This window comes from Enterococcus sp. AZ188, from assembly GCF_050544075.1.
GTDB lineage: Bacteria > Bacillota > Bacilli > Lactobacillales > Enterococcaceae > Enterococcus_D > Enterococcus_D entomosocium.
Genome location: NZ_CP172943.1, coordinates 3,434,921 through 3,458,170 on the forward strand (window position 1 = coordinate 3,434,921; position 23,250 = coordinate 3,458,170).

The window sequence follows — 23,250 nt, forward strand, 5'->3', positions numbered from 1 at the left end:
AACCAAAAGCCGCAAAAAAAATTCTTTTGCGGCTTTTTTGTTGTTTCCCATATGTTCCTGTTTACAAAGCGTCATTTAATTAATATACTTAATTAAGCATATTAATTAAAAAGGAGAATCACTTTGGAAAAAGTTGTCTTTATTGATCGTTCTACTTTAGCTGGAAGTCTGATTAAAATTTTCGCCCGCAACATCCAAATGCTGTCCGAGGATCAAATCAGCGTGACTGTTGTGACACCAGAACGTCTGATGAATTATCGTTTTTCGCAAGAAAAAATCGTTTTGGTCGATCCTTTGCTTTCTTTAACAGATCCGATGATCAAGCAGGCCATCCCGCCGCGAATCAAGCGCCTGTCATTTCCCATCAATCATTACAGCGGCATGAATGCTGAAGCCATTCTAGAATTGATCCAACAAGCATAGCCTAAAAAAGGCCGACGGAAACCAATGGTTTCTGCCGGCCTTTTCTCATGCCACTTGCCCTCTGCTAGACAATCGCCTCTTCTTGTTCTAACAAAGTAACTTGTTCTCCTTTGTCTTGTAGCGCAGCGACGTGCATCGTGCCCCACTGGCAAAGGGTATCCAATAAGCCGCCTAACGTTTCTCCATATTCACTCAAGGAATACTCAACTTTGGGTGGTACTTGATTATAGGATTTGCGGGTAACGATATCAGACTCTTCTAGTTCCCGCAATTGCTGCGTCAACATTTTTTGACTGATGCCAGGAATTTTTCGCCGTAAATCACTAGGACGCAATGCCCCATGGCGTAAATTACAAAGAATGATTGGTTTCCATTTCCCGCCGATGACATCCATCGTTGCTTCTACACCGATATTATAAATTTTTTCTTCCATTTTTTTCACCTCATCAAGTCTGTAAACACACAAATGTTACCAAAAGGTGTGTATCAAACAAAAAAGTACGTACTATACAACCTTACCTCCTCATTATATGATGATTACAGAAAAAAATAAAGGAGATGTTTTTATGATCGAAAAATTATCGGATACCGTTACACTGAACAACGGCAGCAAAATCCCCGGTTTGGGGTTAGGTGTCTTTCAAATCCCTGAAGCTGAAACAGCAGAGGTCGTGAAACAGGCCATTATCAATGGGTATCGCCTGATTGATACGGCGGCTATTTACGGCAACGAAACAGGAACAGGGGAAGGAATCAAACAAGGCTTACAAGAAACGGGGTTGGCTCGTGAAGAACTCTTTGTCACTTCCAAACTTTGGAACGATCATTTAACTTATGATGAAACGATCCATGCTTTCAATGAAAGTTTGGCCCGCTTAAACCTCGAGTATCTCGACTTGTACTTGATCCATTGGCCGGGAAACCAGGCATTTCAAGAGTCATGGCGCGCCTTGGAAGACTTGTATGCCGCTGGAAAAATCAAAGCAATCGGGGTCAGCAACTTCCAGATTCATCACTTGGAGCAACTATTGGCCGCTGCTAAGGTCGTTCCTGTCGTCAATCAGATCGAACTGCATCCCAAACTTACGCAGCAAGACCTGCGGGACTTTTGTGCTGAAAAGGGGATTGCGATCCAAGCTTGGTCACCTTTGATGCAAGGCAAACTGCTGAAAGAGGAAACCGTCTTGGCGATCGCCGATGCACAGCAAAAATCAGCGGCACAAGTGCTTTTACGCTGGGCTATCCAACAAGGAATCTTAGTCAATGTCAAATCGACACACCCTGAGCGAATGCGCGCCAATGCAGCGATTTTTGATTTCCATTTATCAGAAGATGAAATGGCTCGCTTGAACGCATTAAATGAGGACCTGCGAGTGGGTCCAGATCCAGACACATTCGATTTTCATTAACCAAACGATATACTAAACAAAACCTTAGGAGGAAGTATAATGACAAACACAAACACAGGCTTTTCAATGGTGAACCACGTGGGAATCACCGTCAGCAATCTCGAACGTTCCATCCAATTTTATGAAGCATTAACTGGAAAGAAAATCGCCAATCAAGATACGATCGGTGGCAAACGAATGGCGCAAACGCAAGGTTTAGAGGATACATTGATCAAATACGCCAATCTTCATTTAGACAATCTCAACATCGACCTTTTAGAATACGTCGAACCAAAATCCAACAAAGCTAGCTATTCCAATGAGCAAATCAGTGCCATGCATCTTTGTTTTGAAGTCGAAAATATTGATGAAGCCGTTGCTCGTCTAAAAGCCATCGGGGTTGAACCTGACGGTACCCCAATCGTTTTTGAAGAACAAGATGGTTTAAAAAGCGGCTTCGGGACAGGTGTTGCCTACTTTACAGATCCAGATGGTACCAATCTTGAACTGATTGCACCTAAAGGACCATTTCAACGCGGATAATTGAAAAAGGGATGGCGACTTATAGCGCCCTCCCTTTTTATTTACGCAAAACTATCTATTTTTTCAATAGTTCCCCTTCATAGAACCCTTTACAGCGAGTACAATAAATAGATAATCCTTTTTATTCGCTGATTTTCCCAACAAACCTCGCTTGAAAGGAAGTGATCTCGATCGATATTGGTCTTTTGTTGTTGATTTTTACGGGTATTTTTTTCATCGTCTTCCGGTTCTTTTACCGAGAAGAACCCAATTATATATTCGGCTTTCGCACCAAGCGCAGTACAGCCAGTGTCAGCAATTGGCGTTTTTCCCAGCAGTGGTTCTCCCTGTTGGCGATGCTCTTTCTAGGTGGGGTCATTTTGCTGCAGCGCAACGAGCTGATTGAAGAGAAATTTTACCAGATAGCCGTCCTTGGTAGCTATCTTCTAGCAGCACTGCTGGTAGAAATAGCGCTTTATCTCAAAGATTCACGCGCGAGCACCAAAAAGTAAGACGAAAAAGACATTCCGGGGAATGTCTTTTTTCTATTCTTTATTTTGACTGTGGATCGTGATTCCCAACACCAGGGCTAAAATTCCTGAAACCACCCAGATGGTCCGGTGGAATAAGAAAATTCCTAGCAAGCTGCTTAAAACCGCCCCAAAAAAGAAACCGCCGATGATCAAGGAAATAGAAATGATCTTGGGTGTCACTGATCGGTCCTGCTTAAACCCGCGCAAATACAAGTAATCAGCCAGCGAACGTAAATTGCCAGTGGTCATCGTGGTGGCATAGGGCATCCCTGCCAAGCGCCGATAAGCGGCATATTGAATCGCTGCAAAAAAAGATAACCCGGAATCAACCAGGACATTGGGTAAAGAACGCGCAAAAAAGCCCAGAACCAAAATACCGACCGCTTCAAAGATCAATGCAGCATTTTGCCAAACGATCCAACCACCAGTCGGAAAATGATGCTGCAGATAATTCGTCACCACGATCCCCACTAAAAACATACAGATTGGTGGCAGATACCGAAAGGCTTGTTCAAACTGCCCCGTTGAAAGATTGATCCCTAATAAAATAACATTCCCCGACTGCATGCTCGCAAACACTTCACCGTGAAAGAGATAGGTATAGGCATCTAAAAAGCCGCCAGCCATCGCGAGAAGAACCCCCACCGGCAAACTTTCATGCACGACAAACTCGGTTTTGCCTTTGACACTACTCAAACTTTTTTCCATTGGTTTCGCCTCTTGTTTTTTATACTTTCTAACAGCTTAACGCTTAAAAACGCCGACAACTCGTTATGTTTTGCGGCGTTTAGGTGACTTTTTCGATAACTGACAAATCAACCACCCCAAAAGAACGGCGGTCAGTGCTCCAGCTGAATCCAGCATGACATCTTGAAAAAGCGGCGTCCGTCCTCCCGTCAGCATTTGATGGTATTCATCGATCCCAGCATAGCCGGTAGCTGCTAACCAAGCAAAAAAAGCGGCTAGCCAATACGGCGTACGGCGATATACGAGAACGAAGAACAGACTGCCCCCTAAGACAAAATAGGTAAAGAAATGTGCGCCTTTACGAATGAAAAATTCCACAAATGAGAAATAGCCTTTTTCCGCAATACTGATCTCCGAACCAGCATAGGAAAAAGAAATCTTCTCTAGCCACTCTTTCAATGGTTCATTTTTTAAGATTCGTGAAAGCAACCCGATTTGTGATTGCTGCTCATAGGTTTGTGAAGAACTGATAAAGAGGATGACCATAACCGCAAGTGCGATACAAAAGTAAAAATTCGGTTCTTTCAGTAATTTTTTCATAGTTTTCACTCCTCATTTTCCTATCTTACCATTTTCATTTGGTGATGCAACTGTTTTTCCAGCAAACCGTGGTGACATTGCACACACAAAAAGAGTGCTTCCGTGAAGATTAGAAGCACTCTTTCTTTTTAAAAATAGCCATCGGTATGAAAAGCCGTCACCCGTTTGGTTGTGAGATTTTGGGGCTTGTGACGTTCAGCTCCTTCAACGATTCTCAGGGCTGTTTTGCGTTTTTTTCTCCAGTAAACAATGACGAACCCATCTCGTAGCCTTCTACATAATGGTTCAACCGATCGACGACCTCTGCTGCCGCTTCTTGTGACGGCGTGATGATCAATAAAATATCAAACCCTGCAATCGTGCCGACAATTTCTGGTAGCTCCATTTCATCAAGATAATTGGCGATCACATCGGCGCCGTTTTCAGCCGTATGAACGACAACTAAAAAGTCAATCTGCGTAATCTTTTTTAGGTACTCATACATCGAAAACGCAATTCTGTCTTCTAGATCCTGCTCTTTGGATTCAAAGATCGAATAATACGGCCGACCGTTTTTAGCATACGTTTTAGCGATGTTCATTTCCCGCATGTCTCTAGAAATCGTGGCTTGGGTAGCTGAAACATTTTCTTTTTTTAATAAATTCATCAATTCTTCTTGAGACTCAATCCGATGTAGGACAAAGAGTTTTTTGATAATTGCTTGCCGCTCTTTTTTTTTCATTTACTTGATCCGCTCCTCTCAAGTCGCCTCGCTTACTGAAATAGTTGATCCGTCTCGTTCACATCTTGAAACGTAGCTTACAAGAACAACATTGAGAAGATTAAAATGGCAAGATTGGAAATTCCAATAACCAGTAACGGTTTGCGCATAAAGCGGGTCCAAGTGGAATAGTTGACCCGAGCCAGCTCCAATCCCCCCATCACGACGCCAGAAGTTGGTGTGATCAAATTCACTAATCCGCAACCAGCAGTAAAGATCATCACCATGACGTTCGGATTGAGTCCGATGCTTTGCGCCAAGGCCCCCATGATCGGGATCGATACATACGCTAGTCCGGAAGTCGATGGAATCAAGAACGATAAGAGCAGATACAAAATGTAGGCGCCAATCACAAACAGGACAGGTGATAGACCTTCTAAAAGATGGGAAGCCCGATCCAAAATAAACAGATCCAAGTACGTCGTTTGCATAATGTAGGAAGCACCCCGTGCCACAACGATGATCAAGACAACGGATAAAATGTCTTTGACCCCATCGATAAAGTTGGTCACGATTTCTTTTTCTGAGAATCCTTGAATCAACGCAATGATGATACTGATGTAGAAGAACCACATGGCCAAATCACCAAAATACCATTCACCGAAGCTATTGCCGGTCAAAAAGGCGGTCCAACCGTCAAACACATGGATATCAAAGTCGCCCCAAGGAATCAAGGAAACCACCATGATCACAAAGGATAAGCCAAAAATCGTCAAAATCAGGCGATGTTTTTGCGTAAACACCAAGGCTTCGTTCGTGTCTTTGACAAAATGTTCTTCCATTTCTTTTTGCTCTTGCAGCGATAAGATCGTGGAGCCTTTGTCGGCTTTGACTTTTTTGGCATAAGACATCACCACAAAGATACAGTATGCGGTCGTGACTAACCAAAGCAATGCCCCGACTACTAAGATCGTGCCATTGTTTGGGGCAATATCGATGCTTCGCAAGGCATCCATCGCAACGCCGGTCGCAAAGGGATTGACGGTGGAGCCAATCACGCCGGCACCAGCACCCAGCATAACGGTTCCTGCTGCGACGATCGTATCAAAACCTGATGCCACCATCGTTATTGCTAATAAGGAATAAAAAGGAATCGTTTCTTCTGCCATTCCATAAGTGGAGCCGCCGATCGAAAACAAGATCATTAAAATCGGAATCAAAATCAACTCATTGCCTTTGAGTTTTTTGACCAAATGCTGAATCCCGGCTTCCAAAGCGCCTGTTCGCGTGACGATATTCAAAAAACCACCCAAACAGAGAATAAACACGCAGATCTCGATCGCATCACGAAATCCGTTAAAAGGCGCCATAAAGAAATCAGAAAACTTGGCACCCACCACTTGGCTGACCATCTCTTCTTGGCCTGCTGGTAAAGAAGGCGCAAAAGGCTGCCCTGCTAAGAGCCAGGAAGCGACCGTCAAGGCGATAATGATCAGAAATAAGATACTGAATGATGTCAGCGACTTTTTTTCTTTTTGCTTTTTTTTCATCTGTGTTCCCCCTTTTTTGAATCGATCCTATTTGCTGCCAGCCATTACTTGGCAACATGAGAAAAATAATCTTGGTCATAAATAATGAGTTCTTTGTAGCGATAATAAATCTTTCTTTTATGCACGAGCGCCTTGAGCGTTTGACTGACTGTCTCTCGCGTCGTTCCACTGTACTTGGCTATATCATTGATAAAAACTGGAAAAGGGATGCGAATCTGCTCACCTTGTGTCTGCCCATGCTCGATCATCAAAAGACCAATCGTATTGACGACTCTTGTTTGCGCGCTGGAGGTGACACAATACTCGACACGGCGTCTTTGCTTTTCCAACTGCCGGCTCATTTGCTGATTGAGCCACAGCAACTGACTTGTAGACGAAACGACTAGCGGTTCAAACAGTGACATCGCTGCAAACTGCACGACAATGTCTGTTGCAGCGAATGCCGATACATCATAGTTGTCTCTTTCAAACAAGCCAATCAAAGGAAATAACTGATCTGGCCCAACAAAATCTACATAACAATAGGAATCAGTTCCGTCGGTCTTTTCGATCCGTACAAGTCCTTCTATCACAAGGAATATCCGATCTCTTACGTCGCCTTCATAAAAAAGCACTTGACCTTTTTTGTACGTACGGCAGTAAATATGCTCTTTCAAACGCTGCTGATTTTCTTCTTCCAGCCATTGAAAGCTGTTCGCTCTTGTTGATGGATCTTTTATTTGGTGGTCGATCATTTTTCTCACTCCAATGTTTTGGGTCTTGCTTTGCTGCTTCGCTTACTTCCAGGTGATCTGCGTGCCAGCATCATCGATAGCTGCCAGCTTGTCTAAAGAAGTAATCACTGCCCGTTTTTCCGCCCCCATTTTGACAAAGTTCAAAGCGGCTTGTACTTTCGGCAACATACTACCTGGTGAAAAATGGCCTTCATCGACATAGGTTTCCAATTCCGCGGCGGTCACATGATCCAACCACTGCTCACTTTCCTTGCCAAAGTTCAAAGCGATTTTTTCTACGCCCGTTAAAATGATCAGCTGATCCGCATCGACTAATCGAGCCAATTTTTCAGAAGCAAAATCTTTATCGATCACGGCTTCAACACCCAGGCCATTGTCTAGCACGGGAATGCCGCCGCCTCCTGCACAAATGACGATCGTGTTTTGTTCAATCAGCGCTTTGATGCTGGCAACTTCTTGGATCGCTTGTGGTGCAGGACTAGCCACGACTTTCCGCCAGCCACGACCAGCATCTTCCCGGTAGATGGCATCTGAAGCCGCCATGGCTTCTTTGGCAGCCGTTTCCGTTAAGAAAGGCCCGATTGGTTTTGTCGGATGGGCAAATGCTGGATCTTGGGCATCGACTGTAATTTCCGTGACCACAGTCACCACCGGCTTCGCTATTTGTGCTGCTTTCAACTGGATTCTCAGCTCATTTTGCAACCAATAGCCAATACTGCCTTGGGTCATGGCGACACAGGTATCTAAAGGCATTGCTGGGTTTTTGCTAGAATCGCTCGCTTGCTGCTGCAAAACCAGGTTTCCCACTTGGGGACCATTCCCATGAGTAATGATCAAATTGACGTCTTTTCGGATCAAGGGAATCAGATAGTCCACGGTCTGTTTGAGTCGCTCTTTTTGCCCTTTGGCACTGGCATCTTCTGCTAAGATGGCGTTGCCGCCAAGGGCGACAACGATCGTTGGTTTCTTTTCACTCATCTGCTCACTGCTCCTTCTCACACTCTAGGAATAAATAGATCGCCTAATGTTACTGCCATGATCGCTTTGATCGAGTGCATCCGGTTTTCAGCCTCTTCAAATTGACGACCCCAGTGACTACGGAAAATATCGTCTGTGATCTCCATTTCAGAAATGCCAAATTTTTCTTCGATCATTTTTCCATACGTCGTATTCGTATCATGGAACGCTGGCAAGCAGTGCAGCACGATCAAGCCATCGTCTTGTTTTCCGGTGGCCATCACCATTTCGCGGTTGATCTGGTAATCTTTCAACAGCTTCACCCGCTCTTCGAACTGGTCTTCTTCCCCCATTGACACCCAAACATCGGTATACAAGACGTCTGCATCTTTGACGCCTTTTTGGATATCATCTGTTACCATCAACTGACTGCCAGATTCTTTAGCAAATTTGTTGGCATAGTCTGTCACTTCTTGCGCTGGGAAAAGTTCTTTTGGTGCACAGATACGAACGTTGACCCCTAAAATTGCCCCCGTCACTAACAAACTATTCGCCATATTGTTCCGGCCGTCGCCCACATAAACTAGCGTAATGTTTTCCAAGGTGCCGAAGTTTTCTTTGATGGTCATAAAGTCAGCGATCATTTGGGTTGGGTGCCATTCATCGGTTAAGCCATTCCAAACAGGAACACCGGAGAATTTGGCTAAATCTTCAACGACTTGTTGACTGAATCCACGAAACTCAATACCGTCAAACATGCTGCCTAAAACTTTTGCTGTATCTTCGACAGATTCTTTTTTGCCTAGCTGAATATCATTCGCGCCTAAAAATTCTGGATGGGCACCAAGATCGATGGCAGCTGTCGTAAAGGCCGCCCGTGTCCGAGTCGATGTTTTTTCAAACAAAAGGGCAATGTTCTTGCCTTCTAAATAACGATGAGAAATATTTTGTTTTTTCAATTGTTTTAAATAGATTGAAAAATCAATGAGGTATTCTAACTCGGCTTTCGTAAAATCTTTTTCTGCTAAAAAACTTCTTCCTTTAAATACTTGTTCCATCGATGATTCCTCCTCTGATTTAAATATCTTCTCTAACAAATGGCATGCTCATGCAACGAGGACCGCCACGACCACGAACCAATTCACTGCCGGAGATTTTGTGCAATTTGATACCGGCTTCTGCCAACTTCTGATTGGTGATGGTATTGCGGTCATATACGACGACTTCGCCAGGTGCGATCGTCAAGGTATTGGAACCGTCATTCCATTGTTCCCGAGCTGCTGCAATCAAATCACTGCCGCCGCAACGAATCAATTCAACCGTATTTAGTTCTAGATAGCGACATAAAATATTTTCCAACGTGTCCTTTTCTTCTTTGATCGTCACCCCATCACCTGCTCGTGAGATTGAATAAACCGTCAGCTCTCCTTCGATTTCTGGATGGATCGTAAACTTGTCATGATCGACCATTGTAAATACCGTATCTAAATGCATGAATTTGCGCTCTTGACCAATGTCAAACGCTAGAACATACTCAAAGCTTGGCTCATTTTCGAACACTTTGCGGGCCAGCTGCTCAATCGAAGCGGCATCCGTTCGTTGCGAGATACCAATCGCCAACACATGTTTTGACAGAACTAATTCGTCGCCACCTTCGATGCGGGTTGGTTGAGCGCGATCATAAAGCATATGAGGCGGATTTTGCTGGAACATTGGATGATGAGCAAAAATATATTTGCCGTATAACGTTTCGCGCCGTCTTGTTTCTGAATACATGCGATTCAAGGATACTCCGTTACCAATCGTCGCAAAGGGATCTCGTGTAAAATACAAATTTGGCATTGGATCGATCAGAAATGGGTATTGATCATCCACGGTCCCAGCGAGGCTCTGGGTATTTGGCAGCTCCAGTTCATTTTTGGCTAAACCAGCCATAGTTTTGTCGATCAGTTCCCGATCATTGTCACAAGACATAAAATAATCCGTGACTTCTTTGATGATCTCAGAACTTTGGATTGTAGTTTCCGCTAAATAATCCTTGAGAAATTGCTGTTTGATTTCTGGTGACGTGAGCGATTCAGCAGCTAAATCTTCTAGATACAACACCTCCACATCATTTTGACGTAGGACTTCCGCAAACCGATCATGTTCTGCTCTGGCTTGTTCCAAAAAAGGAATATCATCAAATAGCAGGCGGTTCAAATGATCAGGAACAAGGTTCTCCAATTCCCGACCAGGGCGGTGAAGCATGACTTGCTTCAATCGTCCAATCTCTGAAAAAACATGAATAGCATTTGGCATTTTTCTTCCTCCTTCTTCTGTTTACACCTCTATGCTACCTAATTGTATACGCTTTCGCAGTGGTATATTTCGTGTTCTTTTCGCAAAGGATTTGGCATTATGCATGAAAAAGCGAATATCGCTCATCAGGCGTTTTTTTACTCGCTGTTTTTTTTCATATGTAATATTTATCCATCGATTTTTTTCTAAGAATTTGATGAGGATGTGATAGTTTTTTTATTTTTGACGTTTTTCCGCCCTATCAATAGATCAAGGAGTTATACATTCCATTTTTTGTTTTTGGTACAGTTTCATCAAGAACCCTTATTTCATAAGGATTCTGATGGTTGCGACCAAATTTCGTTATGCTATACTTAATAAGATCGAAGGAAAAGAAAGGGGTTTGATAGGAATGACCTATTCAATCAATTGGAATCTGGAAACAATCTTTCCGGGAGGCAGCGATTCTGTTCAATTAAAAGAACGCATGAGCCAACTGGAAGAACAAATTGCAAATTACCGAACAACAGTCGATGCATGGTCGCCCAACAGCGAAGACGATGCAGCAAAATTAGAAGAGTTACTTGATTTATCCGCAACTATTAGTCAAGGATTTTCACAATGCGGCAGCTTTATCAATGCCTTGCTTTCAGCGAATGTCAATGACAGCAAAGCCAAAATCCTGACGGGTGACCTCTACGCAAAATTGCCAGCACTGCAAGCAGCACAAACCGTTTTCTCGAAAAAATTGACAGAAATTTCTGAGGATGATTGGACAGCACTAGTTAAAGCGGAAAACTTAGCACCTGTCGCTTTTCGTTTAAGCGAGATTCGCCGCGACGGCAAAGAATTGTTATCCGAAGCAGAAGAGACCATCATCAACACTTTAAATTTAGATGGCTTGAATGCTTGGAGCCAACATTACGATACGATCGTTGCCTCGATCGAAATTCCTTTCCTTCAAGAAGACGGCACGACGATCAAGTTTTCAGCTGGTCAAGCCTTCAATAAAATGATGGGTGATCCTGATCCGGAAGTTCGTGCGCGTTTATTCGACACTTGGGAAAAGACGTGGGCAGAAAAAGAAGACCTCTTTGCGGATACCTTGAACCACTTAGACGGTTTCCGCCTTTCTACCTTCAAACTTCACGGTGTCACTGATTACTTGAAGGAACCATTAGAATACAATCGTCTGCAAAAAGCGACATTGGATGCTATGTGGGGCACAATCCAAAAGAACAAACAGCCAATCGTTGATTTCTTGACTCGCAAAGCCCAGCTTTTCGGCAAAGAAAAAATGGAATGGCAAGACCAAGATGCGCCAATCATCCTTGGGGACATGGAAGAAAGAACCTACACCTTTGATGAAGCAGCTGACTTTATTTTGACCAACTTCCGTAAGTTCAGTCCGAAAATGGCTGACTTTGCCCAAGTTGCTTTTGAAAAAAGCTGGATCGAAGCAGAAGATCGTCCCGGCAAACGTCCTGGCGGCTATTGCACCAGCTTGCCAGAAACCAAAGAGTCACGTATTTTCATGACCTACAGCAATTCAGTCAACGAAGTAGCGACGCTTGCCCATGAGCTAGGTCACGCGTTTCACAGCAGCGTTCTTTGGGAGCTGCCAGAATTAAACCGCAACTATGCCATGAACGTTGCCGAAACAGCAAGTACCTTTGCTGAATTGATCGTTGCTGATGCAACCCTCAAAGAAGCAACGACAAAAGAAGAAAAAATCAATCTATTGGATGCTAAAATGCAAAATGCGATCGCGATGTTCATGAACATCCACGCACGTTTTATTTTTGAGAACAGCTTCTATCAAGCTCGTCAAAAGGGCTTGGTTTCAGCGGAACAAATCACGGAAATGATGACTGCGGCGCAAAAAGAAAGCTATGCGGATGGGTTAGCGACTTATCACCCACATTTCTGGGCAGCCAAATTGCACTTCTTTATTGACGATGTGCCGTTCTACAACTTCCCTTATACCTTTGGTTACCTCTTTAGTATGGGGATCTACGCGTATGCCAATGAAAAAGGGTCTAGCTTTGAAGAAGAATACATTGCTTTATTGCAAGATACTGCTTCAATGACGACGGAAGAACTGGCGCAAAAACACCTTGGTGTCGATTTAACGAAACCAGACTTCTGGCAAGCAGGGATCGACATGGTCCTAAAAGATGTTGCCAGCTTTATGGAATTGACTGAAGACTATATCTAAAAGAAAAAACCCTCTTCCAACAAGACGCTTGGAAGAGGGTTTTTCTATCAGGCATTCAATAAAGTTAAGCCAATCGTTAAGTAGCCGGCGTATAAACACCAAATCAAATAAGGAATAAACAAGTACATCGCTTTTTTGTCGATGCGAGCAAAGAGGATCATACAAATAATCACTGATAACACTAACAAGACAATAATGACCGTTCCTGCCCAGTAAGCATTCCAGCCAAAGAAAACGATACTCCAAAAGAAGTTTAATACTTGCTGGATCGCAAAGAAGATGTAGGCATTCTTTTTAAGCGCTGGATTGACTTTGGCGACGATCAACAGATACAACGCCGTTCCCATAAAGGCATACAAAATCGTCCAAACGATCCCAATGATCCCGCCAGGAGGGGCTAAAAAGGGTTTTTCCATTTGCGCATACGTTCCGGCAATGTCCCCTGCAAACAAACTCGAGATGATTCCTGTTGCTTCAATGCCGATCACACAGACCAGCCAAATTAAAAATTTCATGTTCTCCACTCCTTCTTTTTTTCATAACTCACTAGTTTCATCGTACCATCGAATCGAAAAAAAGCAGAATAGAACGCTTAAAAAAAGAAACGGCCGTGTGGACGTTTCTTTCTTATTCCTTTCGATTTATGCTGCTTGTTCCCCTTCTTGGGCTTCTTGCTTGACTAGGCCTGCGTCATAAGAACGAGCGAATGGGAAGTAGATCAAAAAGGCAACGCCTGCACATAAGAAAGCACAAACTGCGGCTTTCCAATCGCCTCCACTTCCAATAAATGCGCCGATGCCGATTGGAGAAGGCCATGGCATTTGGGCGATCATCGGTCGAATGATTTCCAATTCGATCGCAAAATAGGCAATCGATGCGGATGCCATCGGTGCTAAGAAAAAGGGAATCGCTAAGAAAGGATTATAAATCAAAGGAATCCCGAAAATCAACGGCTCGTTAATATTGAATAATGCTGGAATGATCGAAGCTTTTCCTAACACTCTTAATTGTTTTGATTTCGCCAGATAAACCAAGAATAAAGCGAGACCTAGCGTTGCCCCTGAACCACCGACGGTCACATACGCATTGTTAAACTCACCAGCTAATGCAAAATTGGCGCCCTCAGCATTGGCTGTCAAATTGCCTAAGGTGATTGGCGTCAATACAGAGAAAATGATATTTGCGCCATGAATCCCTACTAACCATAATGCACTGACTAAAAAGTAAATCACCATCAAACCTAACCAACTGTTGGTCAAATTGGTAACAAACCCAAAAGGTACCGCAATGATTTGGAAAATATCCGTTCCTGCTGCAACTAATGCGCCATTGATGATAAGAACCGTGAAGGCCACAACAAAGGCGGGAATCAATGCTGTAAAGGCACGGGCAACCCCTAATGGGACTTCTTCAGGCATTTTGATGACCCATTTTTTCGTCACACATAAACGGTACAACTGAACGGCCAACACCGCCATAATGATACCGGTAAATATCCCGGTCGTTCCTAAACGCTCCACCCCGTCGCCACCGATCGCCCAGCCATTGATGATGGCATTTTCTTGATCGGTGATCCGTGACATGTTGCCATCCACAATCATCAATTGTGGGATCGACATGAAAAAGGCAAACATCGATAGTAACGCCCCACTCATAGGCGCAAGATCCAACTCTTCTTCTTCCGCATAGATCTTGGTGTATTCATAGCCGAGAACGATACAAAAATATAATGCCAAAAGTCCCATTGTCGTGCTGTTTGCCAGCATATACAATTCACTGACTCTGAAAAAAGTATTATTGAAGAAATCTTCTAAAAAGGTAAAGGTCTGCGGCAATACATTGATAACTAAAAACATCGAGCCAACGATGGTAAAAGGAATCGAAGCCATCCCAGCAGCCATGATGGCACGTACGATTTTGAACTGTGCCACTTTTCCTAACGGTCCCATGACGGCCGTTTCTAAGAGACTGAACAACTTGCTATTTGATTGTTCCATAATGTAACTACTTCCCTTCAATGAGTTTTTGGTATTCTTTAATATATCCATAATACGTATCTTTTTTGTGGCGGATCTTATTCACACGCTGCAAACATAGCGCAGCTAACGTTAGCCCCACACTAAGCCAGAGTGTAAGAATGCCTCGATTGTGCAGTGTATTATCAAGAAAAGGAAAAACGAATGAAAACAGAGGAGAGAAGAAACAAACGGCGCATAAAAGGAGGTTCATCGTCAGTTGACAAAGATAAAACAAGCGCGTCCACCGCAGTTTTTCTGCTATTTGCTCTGAGTGGCTGCCATAAAGGCGCACGTATTCTCCAATTGCCGAAATAGCCAAAACCAACAGCGCCAGCGGAAGAATCAGGAGTAGGGCATTGCTGGCCATCGCAGCCAATAACCAATAAAGATTTGCAAAGAAAAACACTGCTAATACATACCTTAGAAATAAAAAGCGATTAAACCGAAAATTTTTTTCTGCCATTTTTTTCTGTTGTTCTTGATTGGTCATTTGTTCCCTTCCTTTCTACCGCTCTCGCTGGTATAACGCCAGCATTTCAATCGCCACTTCTCGCAAAGTCATCGTTGTCATTAGATGATCTTGTGCATGGACCATGATAATCTCCATGTCGATTTTTTCGCCGCTGGCGTATTCTTGTAATAAGCCCGTCTGTGCTTTATGGGCCTCTACTAGTGCTTCATTTGCTTGATCCAGTTTTGCTTGTGCTGCTTCAAAAGTTCCTTGGCGCATCTCTTGGAATGCTTCATGAACGATTGTCCGAGCATCCCCGCTGCTAAGAATGATTTGAAAAGCGGTCTCTTGTAATTTTTCTGATTCCATTGTTCTTTCTCCCTTACATGTGCTATATATGTGCTTCTAGGTGATACCCAATAAAACATTTCATAAAATGTTCAAAATCACCACTTGCTATGAGTGCATCTTTAAATGATTCATCTTCAATGATCGGTACTAACAGTTGGCTGATTTTGTTCAATTCTACTTGCCCCAATCGGTCAGGGGAAAGTAAGAAAATCAGCTGGATCTGGTCATGCTTGTCATCCCATTTTATGCCTTGTTTTAGTATAGCAACGGCCGCATAAGCATCATTGGTGATCGGTTCAATGGGGTGCGCCACCGCCAAATGATCCGAAAAGGCTACTGAGCTATAGGCTTCTCGTAAAGCAAGCTGCTTGCCTAGCGCTTCTTTCACTGAACGTTTTTCCAAGCCTTCAATTTTCGTCAGCAACTGATCCATAACAGTTGCTTTGTCAGTCTCTTCCTCTATCAGCAGAAAAAGTTCTGAGCGAAAGCTGGTCTCAATCAATTCCCGCTCCTTGTCAGATAAAGATTTCGGCTGTTGTTTCAGTATGCTACCATACTGTTTTTTGATTTTATACTGCTTCAACTGGCGATTGATTTTTTGGATATCTTTTTTATCTAAAAAAACACTGACGGTGACGATGGGGATATTTAGAACCACATCTGGTACTTTGATGGATGAAATGATCAAATCGATCCCTGCTAGTTTTTGTTCACTGATTTCGTAATAGCTGATCATATCTTCAATCACGATTTTTGAACCAAGTTCGTGTTCCAAACGATTTTTTAACATTTGCGAACTACCAATTCCTGTTGCACAGATCACTATGACCTTGGCTTTTTGTTGATTCGCTAAGCGTTCCATCGCAGCAGTTAAATGGATCGTCAAATAGGCAAGCTCTCCTTCGGTCACTCTATAGGGGGCAAAGAAGGGAACATCAGAAAAATGCCGAATCGTTAACTGAAAAAAGTCACTGTAATCTTTTTTGATGGTCTCTAGCAAAGGATTCTCCATGCTCGTGCCGTTGTTCAATCGTTGCAATAAGGGGGTGATATGCATCATCAGCCCTTCTATCAACAGTGGATCTTCGACTAAGCAAAAGCCGGTTTCTTGATCGATTTTATGCAAAACAGCTAACAGCTGTTGTTTGACCTCGTTATCATCTAAATCGATCTGTTCACGGATAGTTTCGGAAACTAGTTTGTTTTTTAAGTGAATGGCGATATAAAAAGCCTCTTCTGGCGGCAAAGCAATGCCCATCTGTTGGCGAATCTTCTCAACGATCTCTATAGCCGACTGGTATTCTGCTTCTTGTTCCAATTCAGGATCCTGCGGATGCAGCTGGATCTCAAAGCCCGACTGCAGCCGTTTTATCGCTAAGCCTATATGCAGGACGATCGTGTAGATCATAAAATCAGAGAGTTTCAAAAAGTATTTACGGCAGGTGTCCAAGACGATGATCACGATCTCCTCGATCGCTATCCCCTCTAACAGATGTTTGTACATTGAGAATGCATAAAGATTGTCTTGCAGGCGATTCATGAAAAAGTAATTCATGATGAAATGCCGCAGACTGTTTTCAGATCCTTCAACATAAATGCCTTGGCTGGTTCGATGTTTCAACTCGATCGTATAAGGCTTTAATAATTGCTTGATTTCAACGATATCATTTGAAATCGTCGAGCGCGAAACACATAGATCCGCTGCTAAATCATCAACAAAAACGGGCTTATGCCCAAATAACAATTGATTTAGCAAAAAATATTGCCGGTCATTGGCTTCATTGATCGTGGTTAGATCGTCAGCTGTTGGCCTGAGATTGGTCTTCTCTGAATAAAACAGATCAAAGGAACGCTGGTCCGTGATGTTCAAGCGATACCCCTGTCCTTGCTTGGCACAAATTTGACCAAGCTTATGGTTCTTCAGGATAAGCCCCAGACCTTGAAGGTACTTGCGAGCAGTCCGATCCGAGACCCCCAGTTGATTTGCGATCTGTTTGCTGCTAGTGTATGTGTTGCGGTTTTGGTAGAGCATCTTTAGCATGATGATTTCTTTTTTACTCAACATTATTCATCAACCTTTTTCATCAACCTATTTTCATCTAGCTACTTGTTTGAACTGCTATTTGATATTTTGTTCTACCACAGCAGCTAATTTTTCAATACCCATCGGTATCGGAACATAGGCTTGGGGCGGAATATTTACGATGGGTCGTTGGTACTTGATGGCAGCTTTTTCAAGATTCGCAAAGTACATCTTAGTTTGAGGGCTGACTAAGTATAGGTCGTATTCATCTTTGGCGATCGTGGCTGCTCCTTGAGAGGCAGACGTTGCATCTAGTTCAATTTCTTTTCCTCGCTCTTTAAAATATTCCGTCGTTTTTTTGGCAATGACCGATGAAGACATACCGCCTGCACAGATGATTAATGCTTTTTTCATATAGTTTTCCTCCTTAACGAATACACTCATTTTCACTATCTATGTTCAGTAGCTGCTAAATAGTGGTGTAGTACTGATTTTCCTTACGTTGAATAAATCAGTTGCTCACCTGATTTAGCATGGCAATGGGTTGATAATGTCATCATAATAGATAGCGCTTTCTTTTTGAACACAAGGTGTTTCCTTATCGATGCGGAAGCAAATTAGATGCGTCTACTTGATTTTACAAGAATTCCCTTCAAAAAATGATCGAAAAAAAAGCTTTACCTGTCTTTTGTCCAAGTAAAGCTTTTTTAATCATACGCTCTTTGATTGTTCCTCTTCAAACTTCCGCCGTTCATTTTCTACATATTTGTATAACGAACCGTAGCGGCTGCGATAGCCTTTCTTCCATGGTTTCTCTTTGCCGCAAAAATGCAGCAAAACGGTATGTTCGATGACCCAATCCAAACTCCATTCCCCTAGGCTGATCGTCTCATACGTACGGTTTTTCCGTACATCATAGTTATAGAGCTGATCAGGAATCGCCAGCACCCGATCACCATATAACCCATTTAAAATATCTTGATCCGGCAAAAAGAGGTTCAAATGATTTTTCTCAATGAAGGCTGCGATTTCTGTTTCTTTGACCTCTTGCCGTAGCTGGTGCACATTCATCAGCAAGACACCTGAATTATAGTAGCCTTCTGACTCATAATTGCGCAAACGGACTTTATTGATGACCGTCGTCACTTCTGTCAGCTTGGAATGACTGGCAGCGGCATACAGAAAATCCCCTAACGTCAGCTCATACAAGGGGCGCAAATCATTGATGCACAAAATATCCGCATCCAGATACAGGATTTTTTCCACCTGCTGCGGCAAGTAATTTTGTGCCAACAATCGATAGTAGATTGATTCTGGGTAGCGGTCACTAACTGGTGCCGTTTTAAAGATCGAACCAGAACCGATGATGACGGGATGATAGGTCATCGCCAATTTTTGACAAAAGACCTCTAGCTCTGCACCTTGCCTCAATTCTTTTTCTTGTAAGACATAGACATCGAAAGATGCTGCTGTCGTATGGCGTTTGATTGAATATAACGTTGTTTTTAATTGTTCACTGAATCGATCATCAATCGCAAAAAGTAGATTCATGCTCTTGTTCACTCCTCTGTTACTGGATGCACTCGTTGGGCAAAAAATCGAACGCAGTTGCCCGCATCTTCTGTTCTTCTAGTATACCCGATTTTTAGTCATTCTTTCAGTGAAATAGCCTTTCCAGTGAAAACCATTCCTTGGAAACGCAAAAAAATGCTGCTCCATTCAATGAATGAAACAGCAAATGATCGATGATAAATGGTGACCTCCTAAAACAGATCAGCGAATCGTGGCAAAAGCTTTTGACCACAACAACAATTCATCCAGCATGTCATTGACACCTGCAGCCATGTGCGCACCGGGTTTGAAGGTACTGAAATTTTCAAAATCTGTGAAGAGATTGAAGGCTGGGTTAGTCCGCACGGTGGCAACTTTTTGTTCAGCTAAAACGTTACGCAATTGTTCAGCGGCACGAATCCCACCGCCAGAACCATAACTGACGATCCCAGCTGCTTTATCAAACCATTCTTCCCGTGCAGAGTCTACGGCATTTTTCAAGGAAGCCGCAAAACCGTGGTTGTATTCTTGTACGATGAAGATATAGCCATCTAATTCAGCGATTTTTTTGTTCCACGCCATGTTTGGCTCAGCCGTTCCCATAAACGGTAAATCAAATGCCTTTACATCAACGATCTCAAACTGATGCTCTGACCGTTGAGTAGCAATTTCTTGAATATATGCTCCGACTTGCGGACTTACGCGTCCTTCTCTTGTACTGCCTAAAATAATACCAAATTTCATGATAGGTTCCTCCTAAGATTGTTTTCGTTTGTTTTTTAACGATTGGCAAATGTGTCGGCCCAGTCCAATAATTCCGTCAACATATCGTTCATTCCTGCCGTCATATGTTCGCCAGGAGTAAAGGTGGCAAAATTTTCAAAATCAGTAAATAAGTTGAAGGCTGGATTAGTGCGCACCGTGGCTACTTTTTGTTCCGCCAAAATCAAGCGAACTTGCTCAGCGGCCCGAATACCCCCTGCTGAACCATAGCTGACGATTGCTGCTGCTTTGTTGAACCATTCCTCGCGGGCGCTGTCTAACGCATTTTTCAAGGAAGCCGATAGCCCATGATTGTATTCTTGTACGATGAAGATATAGCCGTCTAATTCAGCGATTTTTTCGTTCCACGCTTGGTTCGCTTCGCCTGTACCCATAAAGGGCAAGTCGTAGTCTTTGATATCAATGATTTCAAATGAGCGGTCGCTATGTGCTCGTGCTGTTTGTAAAACGTAATTTGCTACTTGCGGACTCACGCGGCCTTCTCTCGTACTGCCAACGATGATTCCGATTTTTTGCGCTTTTTTCTTTTCCGGAGTGCGATACACCTCTTTAATTACTTCTTTTTCAATTATTTGTTCTTTTTTCCCAAATCCAAAGACCATTCTTTTGTACTCCTTTTATTGTGTTTTCTTTAACGATGGACTCAGCATATCAAACTTACTTTTAGTAAGTCAATCACTTTGCTTACTTTTTGTTAGAAAAAAATCCCAGCTACTTCCTCTTGACATTCGTTCGGCACCGAACTATAATCAACTCATCGATATCATTAGGTACCGAACAATAATTCAAAAGGAGTGTTCTCAATGAGTACAATGACCGATCACTTAATGAAACAGCTTCGTTTTATCAGCGAAGCCAGCAATGCTTTTATGAGTCAAAATAACCAACGCCTTTCTGGACAGCAACGCGTCCTAGCCGTTTTAAATTTAGAAGATGGCTTGGTGCAAAATTACCTCGCAGAAGTTTTAGATTTACGGCCAAGTTCCTTGGCAGAACTATTGAAGAAAATGGAAAGCAGTGGGGATATCCAACGCAAAGAAGATGCAGCCGACAAAAGGATCAAACGAATCTTTCTGACAGAGACTGGACGAAAAAAAGCAGAAAAATTACTGGCACAAAAAGAAGCCGCCAGCAGTCAAACGTTTTTTGCTGGGTTAACAGAGGAAGAACAAACCGAATTTGCCCGTCTGCTTGAAAACATCGCCACTGGGTGGGAAGCTGACTTTCAGCAACAGACGCAACGCTTTATTGACCCGATGGATCGTCTACAAGCTATGCAGGAGATCCGGGAACAGATGATGAAGCAATGGGGTGGAAATTGGCAGGAAATGACGAATGACGATCGCCGAAAAATGAAGCAACAAATGAAAGATACTTGGCAAGATATGGGCGCTGACGAGCGGCGTCAAATGAAAAAGCAGATCAAAGAAGCCATGCGGCAAATGCCATTTCCTGGACACCGCGGCATGTTTGGCAATCGGTCATTTGGGCCATTTGGGCCATTTGATAGTAGCGAGGCGAATGATCCACGGGACACATGGGGAAAAGGCAACTTTTTTGATGCCTACGGGTTTGGACAAGACCGCAAAGCAAGACCTGATTCCGCTTCTAAAGACGAAGCAGCCGAAGATGATTGGCAGGATTTCTAATAGCACCTAATGAAAAAGAAAAAGCTGCAGGACATCTTGCTTGTAGCGGAGGAAAACGAATGGAAACAACGACACCAACAGTGAACAAAAACAAATTTAAAATGAAAGACTTTATCCACCTGATCGTCAGTGTCAATCCCAAGAAAGGCTTGTTTCTTTCAGGGATGCTCTTTAGCCTGATCACGAGTGCCGCCAGTTTGGTCGTGCCGCAGCTGACGAAAACGCTAGTCGATGCCAGCGGCACCCCCACGTTCAGCACCTCCATGCTGGTCGTTTTGATCCTAGCCTTTGTGCTGCAATTAGGCGTAGGCACTTTAGGCGGCTTTCTCTTGCGCTATGTGGGAGAAAGTGCCGTGAAAACATTACGAGAACGTCTTTGGAAACATCTGCTGCATTTGCCAGTCAGCTATTTTGATGACCATAAGTCGGGGGAAAGCAGTTCGCGACTCGTTAATGATACTTCCGTGATCAAAGAACTAGTCACCTCGCAATTTCCCAGCTTTGTCACTGGCTTGATCCAATTGGTTGGTTCGATGATCATCTTGTTTTTGATGGATTGGAAGATGGCGGCGATCATGTTCAGTGCGGTGCCTTTGATCACCTTGATCATGTGGCCGATCGGCAAGATCATGTCGAAACTAGGACGCCAACTACAAGCAGCGACTGCCGATTTCAATGCGGATGCCAGCGAAAAACTCTCAGAGATCCGTTTGATCAAAGCCAGCAACGGAGAAGCTAGTGAACAAGAAAACGGTCGGCGCAACATTGGGGCAATCTTTACCCTCGGGGTCAAGGATGCGAAAGTTAGTGCGATTTTGCAGCCAATCATGACGACGGCAATGCTGGGATTACTCGTAGGAATCCTCGGTTATGGCGCGATCCGTGTCCAAGCCGGCACCTTGACGAGTGGCGCATTGATTGCTTTTCTACTGTATCTCTTTAATATTATTGCGCCTGTGACGACGTTTGCGATGTTCTTTTCACAAGTCCAAAAAGCGATGGGTGCTACGGAACGGATCCAAGAAATTTTGGATACGCCGCTGGAGCCGATCCAGGCAGCACCCAAAGCCGCTATCGACGGCGCAGTCCTACGGGCAGAACAGATCGATTTCAGTTACGATCCCAAACGGCCGATTTTGCAAAACATTTCTTTTGAAGCCAAACCCAACACCGTGATTGCTTTTGCGGGACCAAGCGGCGGCGGAAAATCCACGATCTTCGCTTTACTGGAACGCTTTTATGAACCCACCAGCGGGCGCTTGCTGATTGGTGAACAGCCGATAGCTGACATTGATCTGCAGGACTGGCGGGCACAGATCGGCTATGTTTCCCAAGACAGTGCGGTCTTTGCCGGTACGATTCGGGAAAACTTGCAATACGGATTAAGCCGAACACTGTCAGAGGAGGAATTGTGGCAAGGACTGGCATTGGCTTATGCCGATCAGTTCGTCCAAGAGTTCCCCGAAAAACTAGAAACACAAATCGGCGAACGCGGCGTCAAACTATCTGGCGGGCAAAAACAACGGATCGCCATCGCACGAGCATTCTTGCGAGACCCCAAGCTGCTGATGCTCGATGAAGCGACCGCCAGCCTAGATTCTCAGTCGGAAGAAAAGGTCCAGCGGGCGTTGGATCATCTAATGGAAGGGCGCACGACATTAGTGATCGCCCATCGCTTGTCGACCATCGTGGATGCCGATCAAATCTACTTTATAGAAAAAGGTACCATTACCGGTCAAGGTACCCATGCAGAATTGATCAACAATCACCCGCTTTATGCTGCCTACGTGAATGAACAAATGATCAATTAAAGAATAAAAACTAGAAAAAAA

General features: G+C 43.6%; 25 protein-coding genes. 7 read left to right on the top strand and 18 right to left on the bottom strand.

Features of this window, described 5'->3' with window-relative positions:
• Positions 1 to 123: 123 nt before the first annotated feature.
• Entirely contained in the window at positions 124 to 423 is a 300-nt protein-coding gene (locus IGI86_RS15870; protein WP_005233340.1) for a hypothetical protein, read from the top strand.
• A gap of 64 nt (positions 424 to 487) precedes the next feature.
• Here the strand turns inward: IGI86_RS15870 and IGI86_RS15875 are convergent, their stop codons facing one another.
• Positions 488 to 856, bottom strand: coding sequence for a winged helix-turn-helix transcriptional regulator (locus IGI86_RS15875; RefSeq protein ID WP_005233339.1), 369 nt, complete (start codon positions 854 to 856; stop codon positions 488 to 490).
• Positions 857 to 953: 97 nt separating this feature from the next.
• Here IGI86_RS15875 and IGI86_RS15880 point away from each other — a divergent pair, with 97 nt between their 5' ends.
• The 3 genes from IGI86_RS15880 to IGI86_RS15890 all read left to right on the top strand — a co-directional run bounded on the left by IGI86_RS15880 (position 954) and on the right by IGI86_RS15890 (position 2,845).
• On the top strand, positions 954 to 1,832 hold the full coding sequence (locus tag IGI86_RS15880; RefSeq protein WP_016611992.1) for an aldo/keto reductase: 879 nt from the start codon (positions 954 to 956) through the stop codon (positions 1,830 to 1,832).
• A gap of 39 nt (positions 1,833 to 1,871) precedes the next feature.
• Positions 1,872 to 2,354 carry a VOC family protein gene (locus IGI86_RS15885; RefSeq protein WP_005233337.1) on the top strand — a complete coding sequence of 161 codons (483 nt, stop codon included), beginning with the start codon at positions 1,872 to 1,874 and terminating at the stop codon, positions 2,352 to 2,354.
• Between the two features lie 161 nt (positions 2,355 to 2,515).
• Complete coding sequence (locus tag IGI86_RS15890; protein ID WP_016611997.1) at positions 2,516 to 2,845, top strand: SdpI family protein; 330 nt, start codon at positions 2,516 to 2,518, stop codon at positions 2,843 to 2,845.
• 33 nt (positions 2,846 to 2,878) lie between these two features.
• Here the strand turns inward: IGI86_RS15890 and IGI86_RS15895 are convergent, their stop codons facing one another.
• The 8 genes from IGI86_RS15895 to arcA all read right to left on the bottom strand — a co-directional run bounded on the left by IGI86_RS15895 (position 2,879) and on the right by arcA (position 10,395).
• Positions 2,879 to 3,574, bottom strand: coding sequence for a YoaK family protein (locus tag IGI86_RS15895; RefSeq protein ID WP_086332732.1), 696 nt, complete (start codon positions 3,572 to 3,574; stop codon positions 2,879 to 2,881).
• A gap of 63 nt (positions 3,575 to 3,637) precedes the next feature.
• A complete protein-coding gene (locus IGI86_RS15900) occupies positions 3,638 to 4,153 on the bottom strand; it encodes a VanZ family protein (RefSeq protein WP_008380164.1) in 516 nt (171 codons plus the stop codon).
• Positions 4,154 to 4,367: 214 nt separating this feature from the next.
• Positions 4,368 to 4,874: an arginine repressor gene (locus IGI86_RS15905; RefSeq protein ID WP_005233333.1), complete on the bottom strand. Its 507-nt coding sequence runs from the start codon at positions 4,872 to 4,874 to the stop codon at positions 4,368 to 4,370.
• 77 nt (positions 4,875 to 4,951) lie between these two features.
• Positions 4,952 to 6,403, bottom strand: a complete 1,452-nt coding sequence (locus IGI86_RS15910; RefSeq protein ID WP_008380167.1) for a YfcC family protein — start codon at positions 6,401 to 6,403, stop codon at positions 4,952 to 4,954.
• A gap of 44 nt (positions 6,404 to 6,447) precedes the next feature.
• Positions 6,448 to 7,137 (bottom strand): Crp/Fnr family transcriptional regulator, encoded by a 690-nt coding sequence (locus IGI86_RS15915; protein ID WP_005233329.1) that lies wholly within the window; start codon positions 7,135 to 7,137, stop codon positions 6,448 to 6,450.
• Positions 7,138 to 7,179: 42 nt separating this feature from the next.
• Entirely contained in the window at positions 7,180 to 8,115 is a 936-nt protein-coding gene (gene arcC / locus IGI86_RS15920; RefSeq protein ID WP_005233327.1) for a carbamate kinase, read from the bottom strand.
• 17 nt (positions 8,116 to 8,132) lie between these two features.
• A complete protein-coding gene (gene argF / locus IGI86_RS15925; RefSeq protein ID WP_008380172.1) occupies positions 8,133 to 9,152 on the bottom strand; it encodes an ornithine carbamoyltransferase in 1,020 nt (339 codons plus the stop codon).
• 19 nt (positions 9,153 to 9,171) lie between these two features.
• Positions 9,172 to 10,395, bottom strand: a complete 1,224-nt coding sequence (gene arcA, locus IGI86_RS15930) for an arginine deiminase (protein WP_008380174.1) — start codon at positions 10,393 to 10,395, stop codon at positions 9,172 to 9,174.
• 391 nt (positions 10,396 to 10,786) lie between these two features.
• Here arcA and IGI86_RS15935 point away from each other — a divergent pair, with 391 nt between their 5' ends.
• Entirely contained in the window at positions 10,787 to 12,592 is a 1,806-nt protein-coding gene (locus IGI86_RS15935; protein WP_034872886.1) for a M3 family oligoendopeptidase, read from the top strand.
• 47 nt (positions 12,593 to 12,639) lie between these two features.
• Here IGI86_RS15935 and IGI86_RS15940 read toward each other — a convergent pair whose 3' ends face one another.
• From IGI86_RS15940 to IGI86_RS15980, 9 genes are all read right to left on the bottom strand, one after another.
• Positions 12,640 to 13,107, bottom strand: coding sequence for a TspO/MBR family protein (locus IGI86_RS15940; RefSeq protein WP_005233316.1), 468 nt, complete (start codon positions 13,105 to 13,107; stop codon positions 12,640 to 12,642).
• 126 nt (positions 13,108 to 13,233) lie between these two features.
• On the bottom strand, positions 13,234 to 14,589 hold the full coding sequence (gene celB, locus IGI86_RS15945; RefSeq protein ID WP_008380179.1) for a PTS cellobiose transporter subunit IIC: 1,356 nt from the start codon (positions 14,587 to 14,589) through the stop codon (positions 13,234 to 13,236).
• Positions 14,590 to 14,596: 7 nt separating this feature from the next.
• Positions 14,597 to 15,100 (bottom strand): hypothetical protein, encoded by a 504-nt coding sequence (locus IGI86_RS15950; protein WP_086332733.1) that lies wholly within the window; start codon positions 15,098 to 15,100, stop codon positions 14,597 to 14,599.
• A 15-nt stretch (positions 15,101 to 15,115) separates the two neighbouring features.
• Positions 15,116 to 15,430 (bottom strand): PTS cellobiose transporter subunit IIA, encoded by a 315-nt coding sequence (locus tag IGI86_RS15955; RefSeq protein WP_016620318.1) that lies wholly within the window; start codon positions 15,428 to 15,430, stop codon positions 15,116 to 15,118.
• A 22-nt stretch (positions 15,431 to 15,452) separates the two neighbouring features.
• Complete coding sequence (locus IGI86_RS15960) at positions 15,453 to 17,477, bottom strand: BglG family transcription antiterminator (RefSeq protein WP_086332734.1); 2,025 nt, start codon at positions 17,475 to 17,477, stop codon at positions 15,453 to 15,455.
• A 54-nt stretch (positions 17,478 to 17,531) separates the two neighbouring features.
• Complete coding sequence (locus IGI86_RS15965; RefSeq protein WP_008380187.1) at positions 17,532 to 17,849, bottom strand: PTS cellobiose transporter subunit IIB; 318 nt, start codon at positions 17,847 to 17,849, stop codon at positions 17,532 to 17,534.
• A gap of 297 nt (positions 17,850 to 18,146) precedes the next feature.
• A complete protein-coding gene (locus IGI86_RS15970) occupies positions 18,147 to 18,986 on the bottom strand; it encodes a glycosyltransferase family 8 protein (protein WP_008380189.1) in 840 nt (279 codons plus the stop codon).
• A gap of 222 nt (positions 18,987 to 19,208) precedes the next feature.
• Positions 19,209 to 19,730 (bottom strand): NADPH-dependent FMN reductase, encoded by a 522-nt coding sequence (locus tag IGI86_RS15975; RefSeq protein ID WP_005233313.1) that lies wholly within the window; start codon positions 19,728 to 19,730, stop codon positions 19,209 to 19,211.
• 35 nt (positions 19,731 to 19,765) lie between these two features.
• Positions 19,766 to 20,371: an NADPH-dependent FMN reductase gene (locus IGI86_RS15980; protein WP_005233311.1), complete on the bottom strand. Its 606-nt coding sequence runs from the start codon at positions 20,369 to 20,371 to the stop codon at positions 19,766 to 19,768.
• Positions 20,372 to 20,572: 201 nt separating this feature from the next.
• Between IGI86_RS15980 and IGI86_RS15985 the strand changes: the two genes are divergently transcribed.
• Positions 20,573 to 21,418, top strand: coding sequence for a MarR family transcriptional regulator (locus tag IGI86_RS15985; RefSeq protein ID WP_016612002.1), 846 nt, complete (start codon positions 20,573 to 20,575; stop codon positions 21,416 to 21,418).
• Between the two features lie 59 nt (positions 21,419 to 21,477).
• Positions 21,478 to 23,229: an ABC transporter ATP-binding protein gene (locus IGI86_RS15990; protein WP_194188696.1), complete on the top strand. Its 1,752-nt coding sequence runs from the start codon at positions 21,478 to 21,480 to the stop codon at positions 23,227 to 23,229.
• Positions 23,230 to 23,250 lie beyond the last annotated feature (21 nt).

Bases quoted from the DNA above. Each gene is read 5' to 3' on its own strand.
- IGI86_RS15875 (WP_005233339.1), bottom strand. From the start codon at position 856: ATGGAAGAAAAAATTTATAATATCGGTGTAGAAGCAACGATGGATGTC.
- IGI86_RS15880 (WP_016611992.1), top strand. From the start codon at position 954: ATGATGATTACAGAAAAAAATAAAGGAGATGTTTTTATGATCGAAAAA.
- IGI86_RS15885 (WP_005233337.1), top strand. From the start codon at position 1,872: ATGACAAACACAAACACAGGCTTTTCAATGGTGAACCACGTGGGAATC.
- IGI86_RS15895 (WP_086332732.1), bottom strand. From the start codon at position 3,574: ATGGAAAAAAGTTTGAGTAGTGTCAAAGGCAAAACCGAGTTTGTCGTG.
- IGI86_RS15900 (WP_008380164.1), bottom strand. From the start codon at position 4,153: ATGAAAAAATTACTGAAAGAACCGAATTTTTACTTTTGTATCGCACTT.
- IGI86_RS15905 (WP_005233333.1), bottom strand. From the start codon at position 4,874: ATGAAAAAAAAAGAGCGGCAAGCAATTATCAAAAAACTCTTTGTCCTA.
- IGI86_RS15910 (WP_008380167.1), bottom strand. From the start codon at position 6,403: ATGAAAAAAAAGCAAAAAGAAAAAAAGTCGCTGACATCATTCAGTATC.
- IGI86_RS15915 (WP_005233329.1), bottom strand. From the start codon at position 7,137: ATGATCGACCACCAAATAAAAGATCCATCAACAAGAGCGAACAGCTTT.
- arcC (WP_005233327.1), bottom strand. From the start codon at position 8,115: ATGAGTGAAAAGAAACCAACGATCGTTGTCGCCCTTGGCGGCAACGCC.
- argF (WP_008380172.1), bottom strand. From the start codon at position 9,152: ATGGAACAAGTATTTAAAGGAAGAAGTTTTTTAGCAGAAAAAGATTTT.
- arcA (WP_008380174.1), bottom strand. From the start codon at position 10,395: ATGCCAAATGCTATTCATGTTTTTTCAGAGATTGGACGATTGAAGCAA.
- IGI86_RS15935 (WP_034872886.1), top strand. From the start codon at position 10,787: ATGACCTATTCAATCAATTGGAATCTGGAAACAATCTTTCCGGGAGGC.
- IGI86_RS15940 (WP_005233316.1), bottom strand. From the start codon at position 13,107: ATGAAATTTTTAATTTGGCTGGTCTGTGTGATCGGCATTGAAGCAACA.
- celB (WP_008380179.1), bottom strand. From the start codon at position 14,589: ATGGAACAATCAAATAGCAAGTTGTTCAGTCTCTTAGAAACGGCCGTC.
- IGI86_RS15950 (WP_086332733.1), bottom strand. From the start codon at position 15,100: ATGACCAATCAAGAACAACAGAAAAAAATGGCAGAAAAAAATTTTCGG.
- IGI86_RS15955 (WP_016620318.1), bottom strand. From the start codon at position 15,430: ATGGAATCAGAAAAATTACAAGAGACCGCTTTTCAAATCATTCTTAGC.
- IGI86_RS15960 (WP_086332734.1), bottom strand. From the start codon at position 17,477: ATGTTGAGTAAAAAAGAAATCATCATGCTAAAGATGCTCTACCAAAAC.
- IGI86_RS15965 (WP_008380187.1), bottom strand. From the start codon at position 17,849: ATGAAAAAAGCATTAATCATCTGTGCAGGCGGTATGTCTTCATCGGTC.
- IGI86_RS15970 (WP_008380189.1), bottom strand. From the start codon at position 18,986: ATGAATCTACTTTTTGCGATTGATGATCGATTCAGTGAACAATTAAAA.
- IGI86_RS15975 (WP_005233313.1), bottom strand. From the start codon at position 19,730: ATGAAATTTGGTATTATTTTAGGCAGTACAAGAGAAGGACGCGTAAGT.
- IGI86_RS15980 (WP_005233311.1), bottom strand. From the start codon at position 20,371: ATGGTCTTTGGATTTGGGAAAAAAGAACAAATAATTGAAAAAGAAGTA.
- IGI86_RS15985 (WP_016612002.1), top strand. From the start codon at position 20,573: ATGAGTACAATGACCGATCACTTAATGAAACAGCTTCGTTTTATCAGC.
- IGI86_RS15990 (WP_194188696.1), top strand. From the start codon at position 21,478: ATGGAAACAACGACACCAACAGTGAACAAAAACAAATTTAAAATGAAA.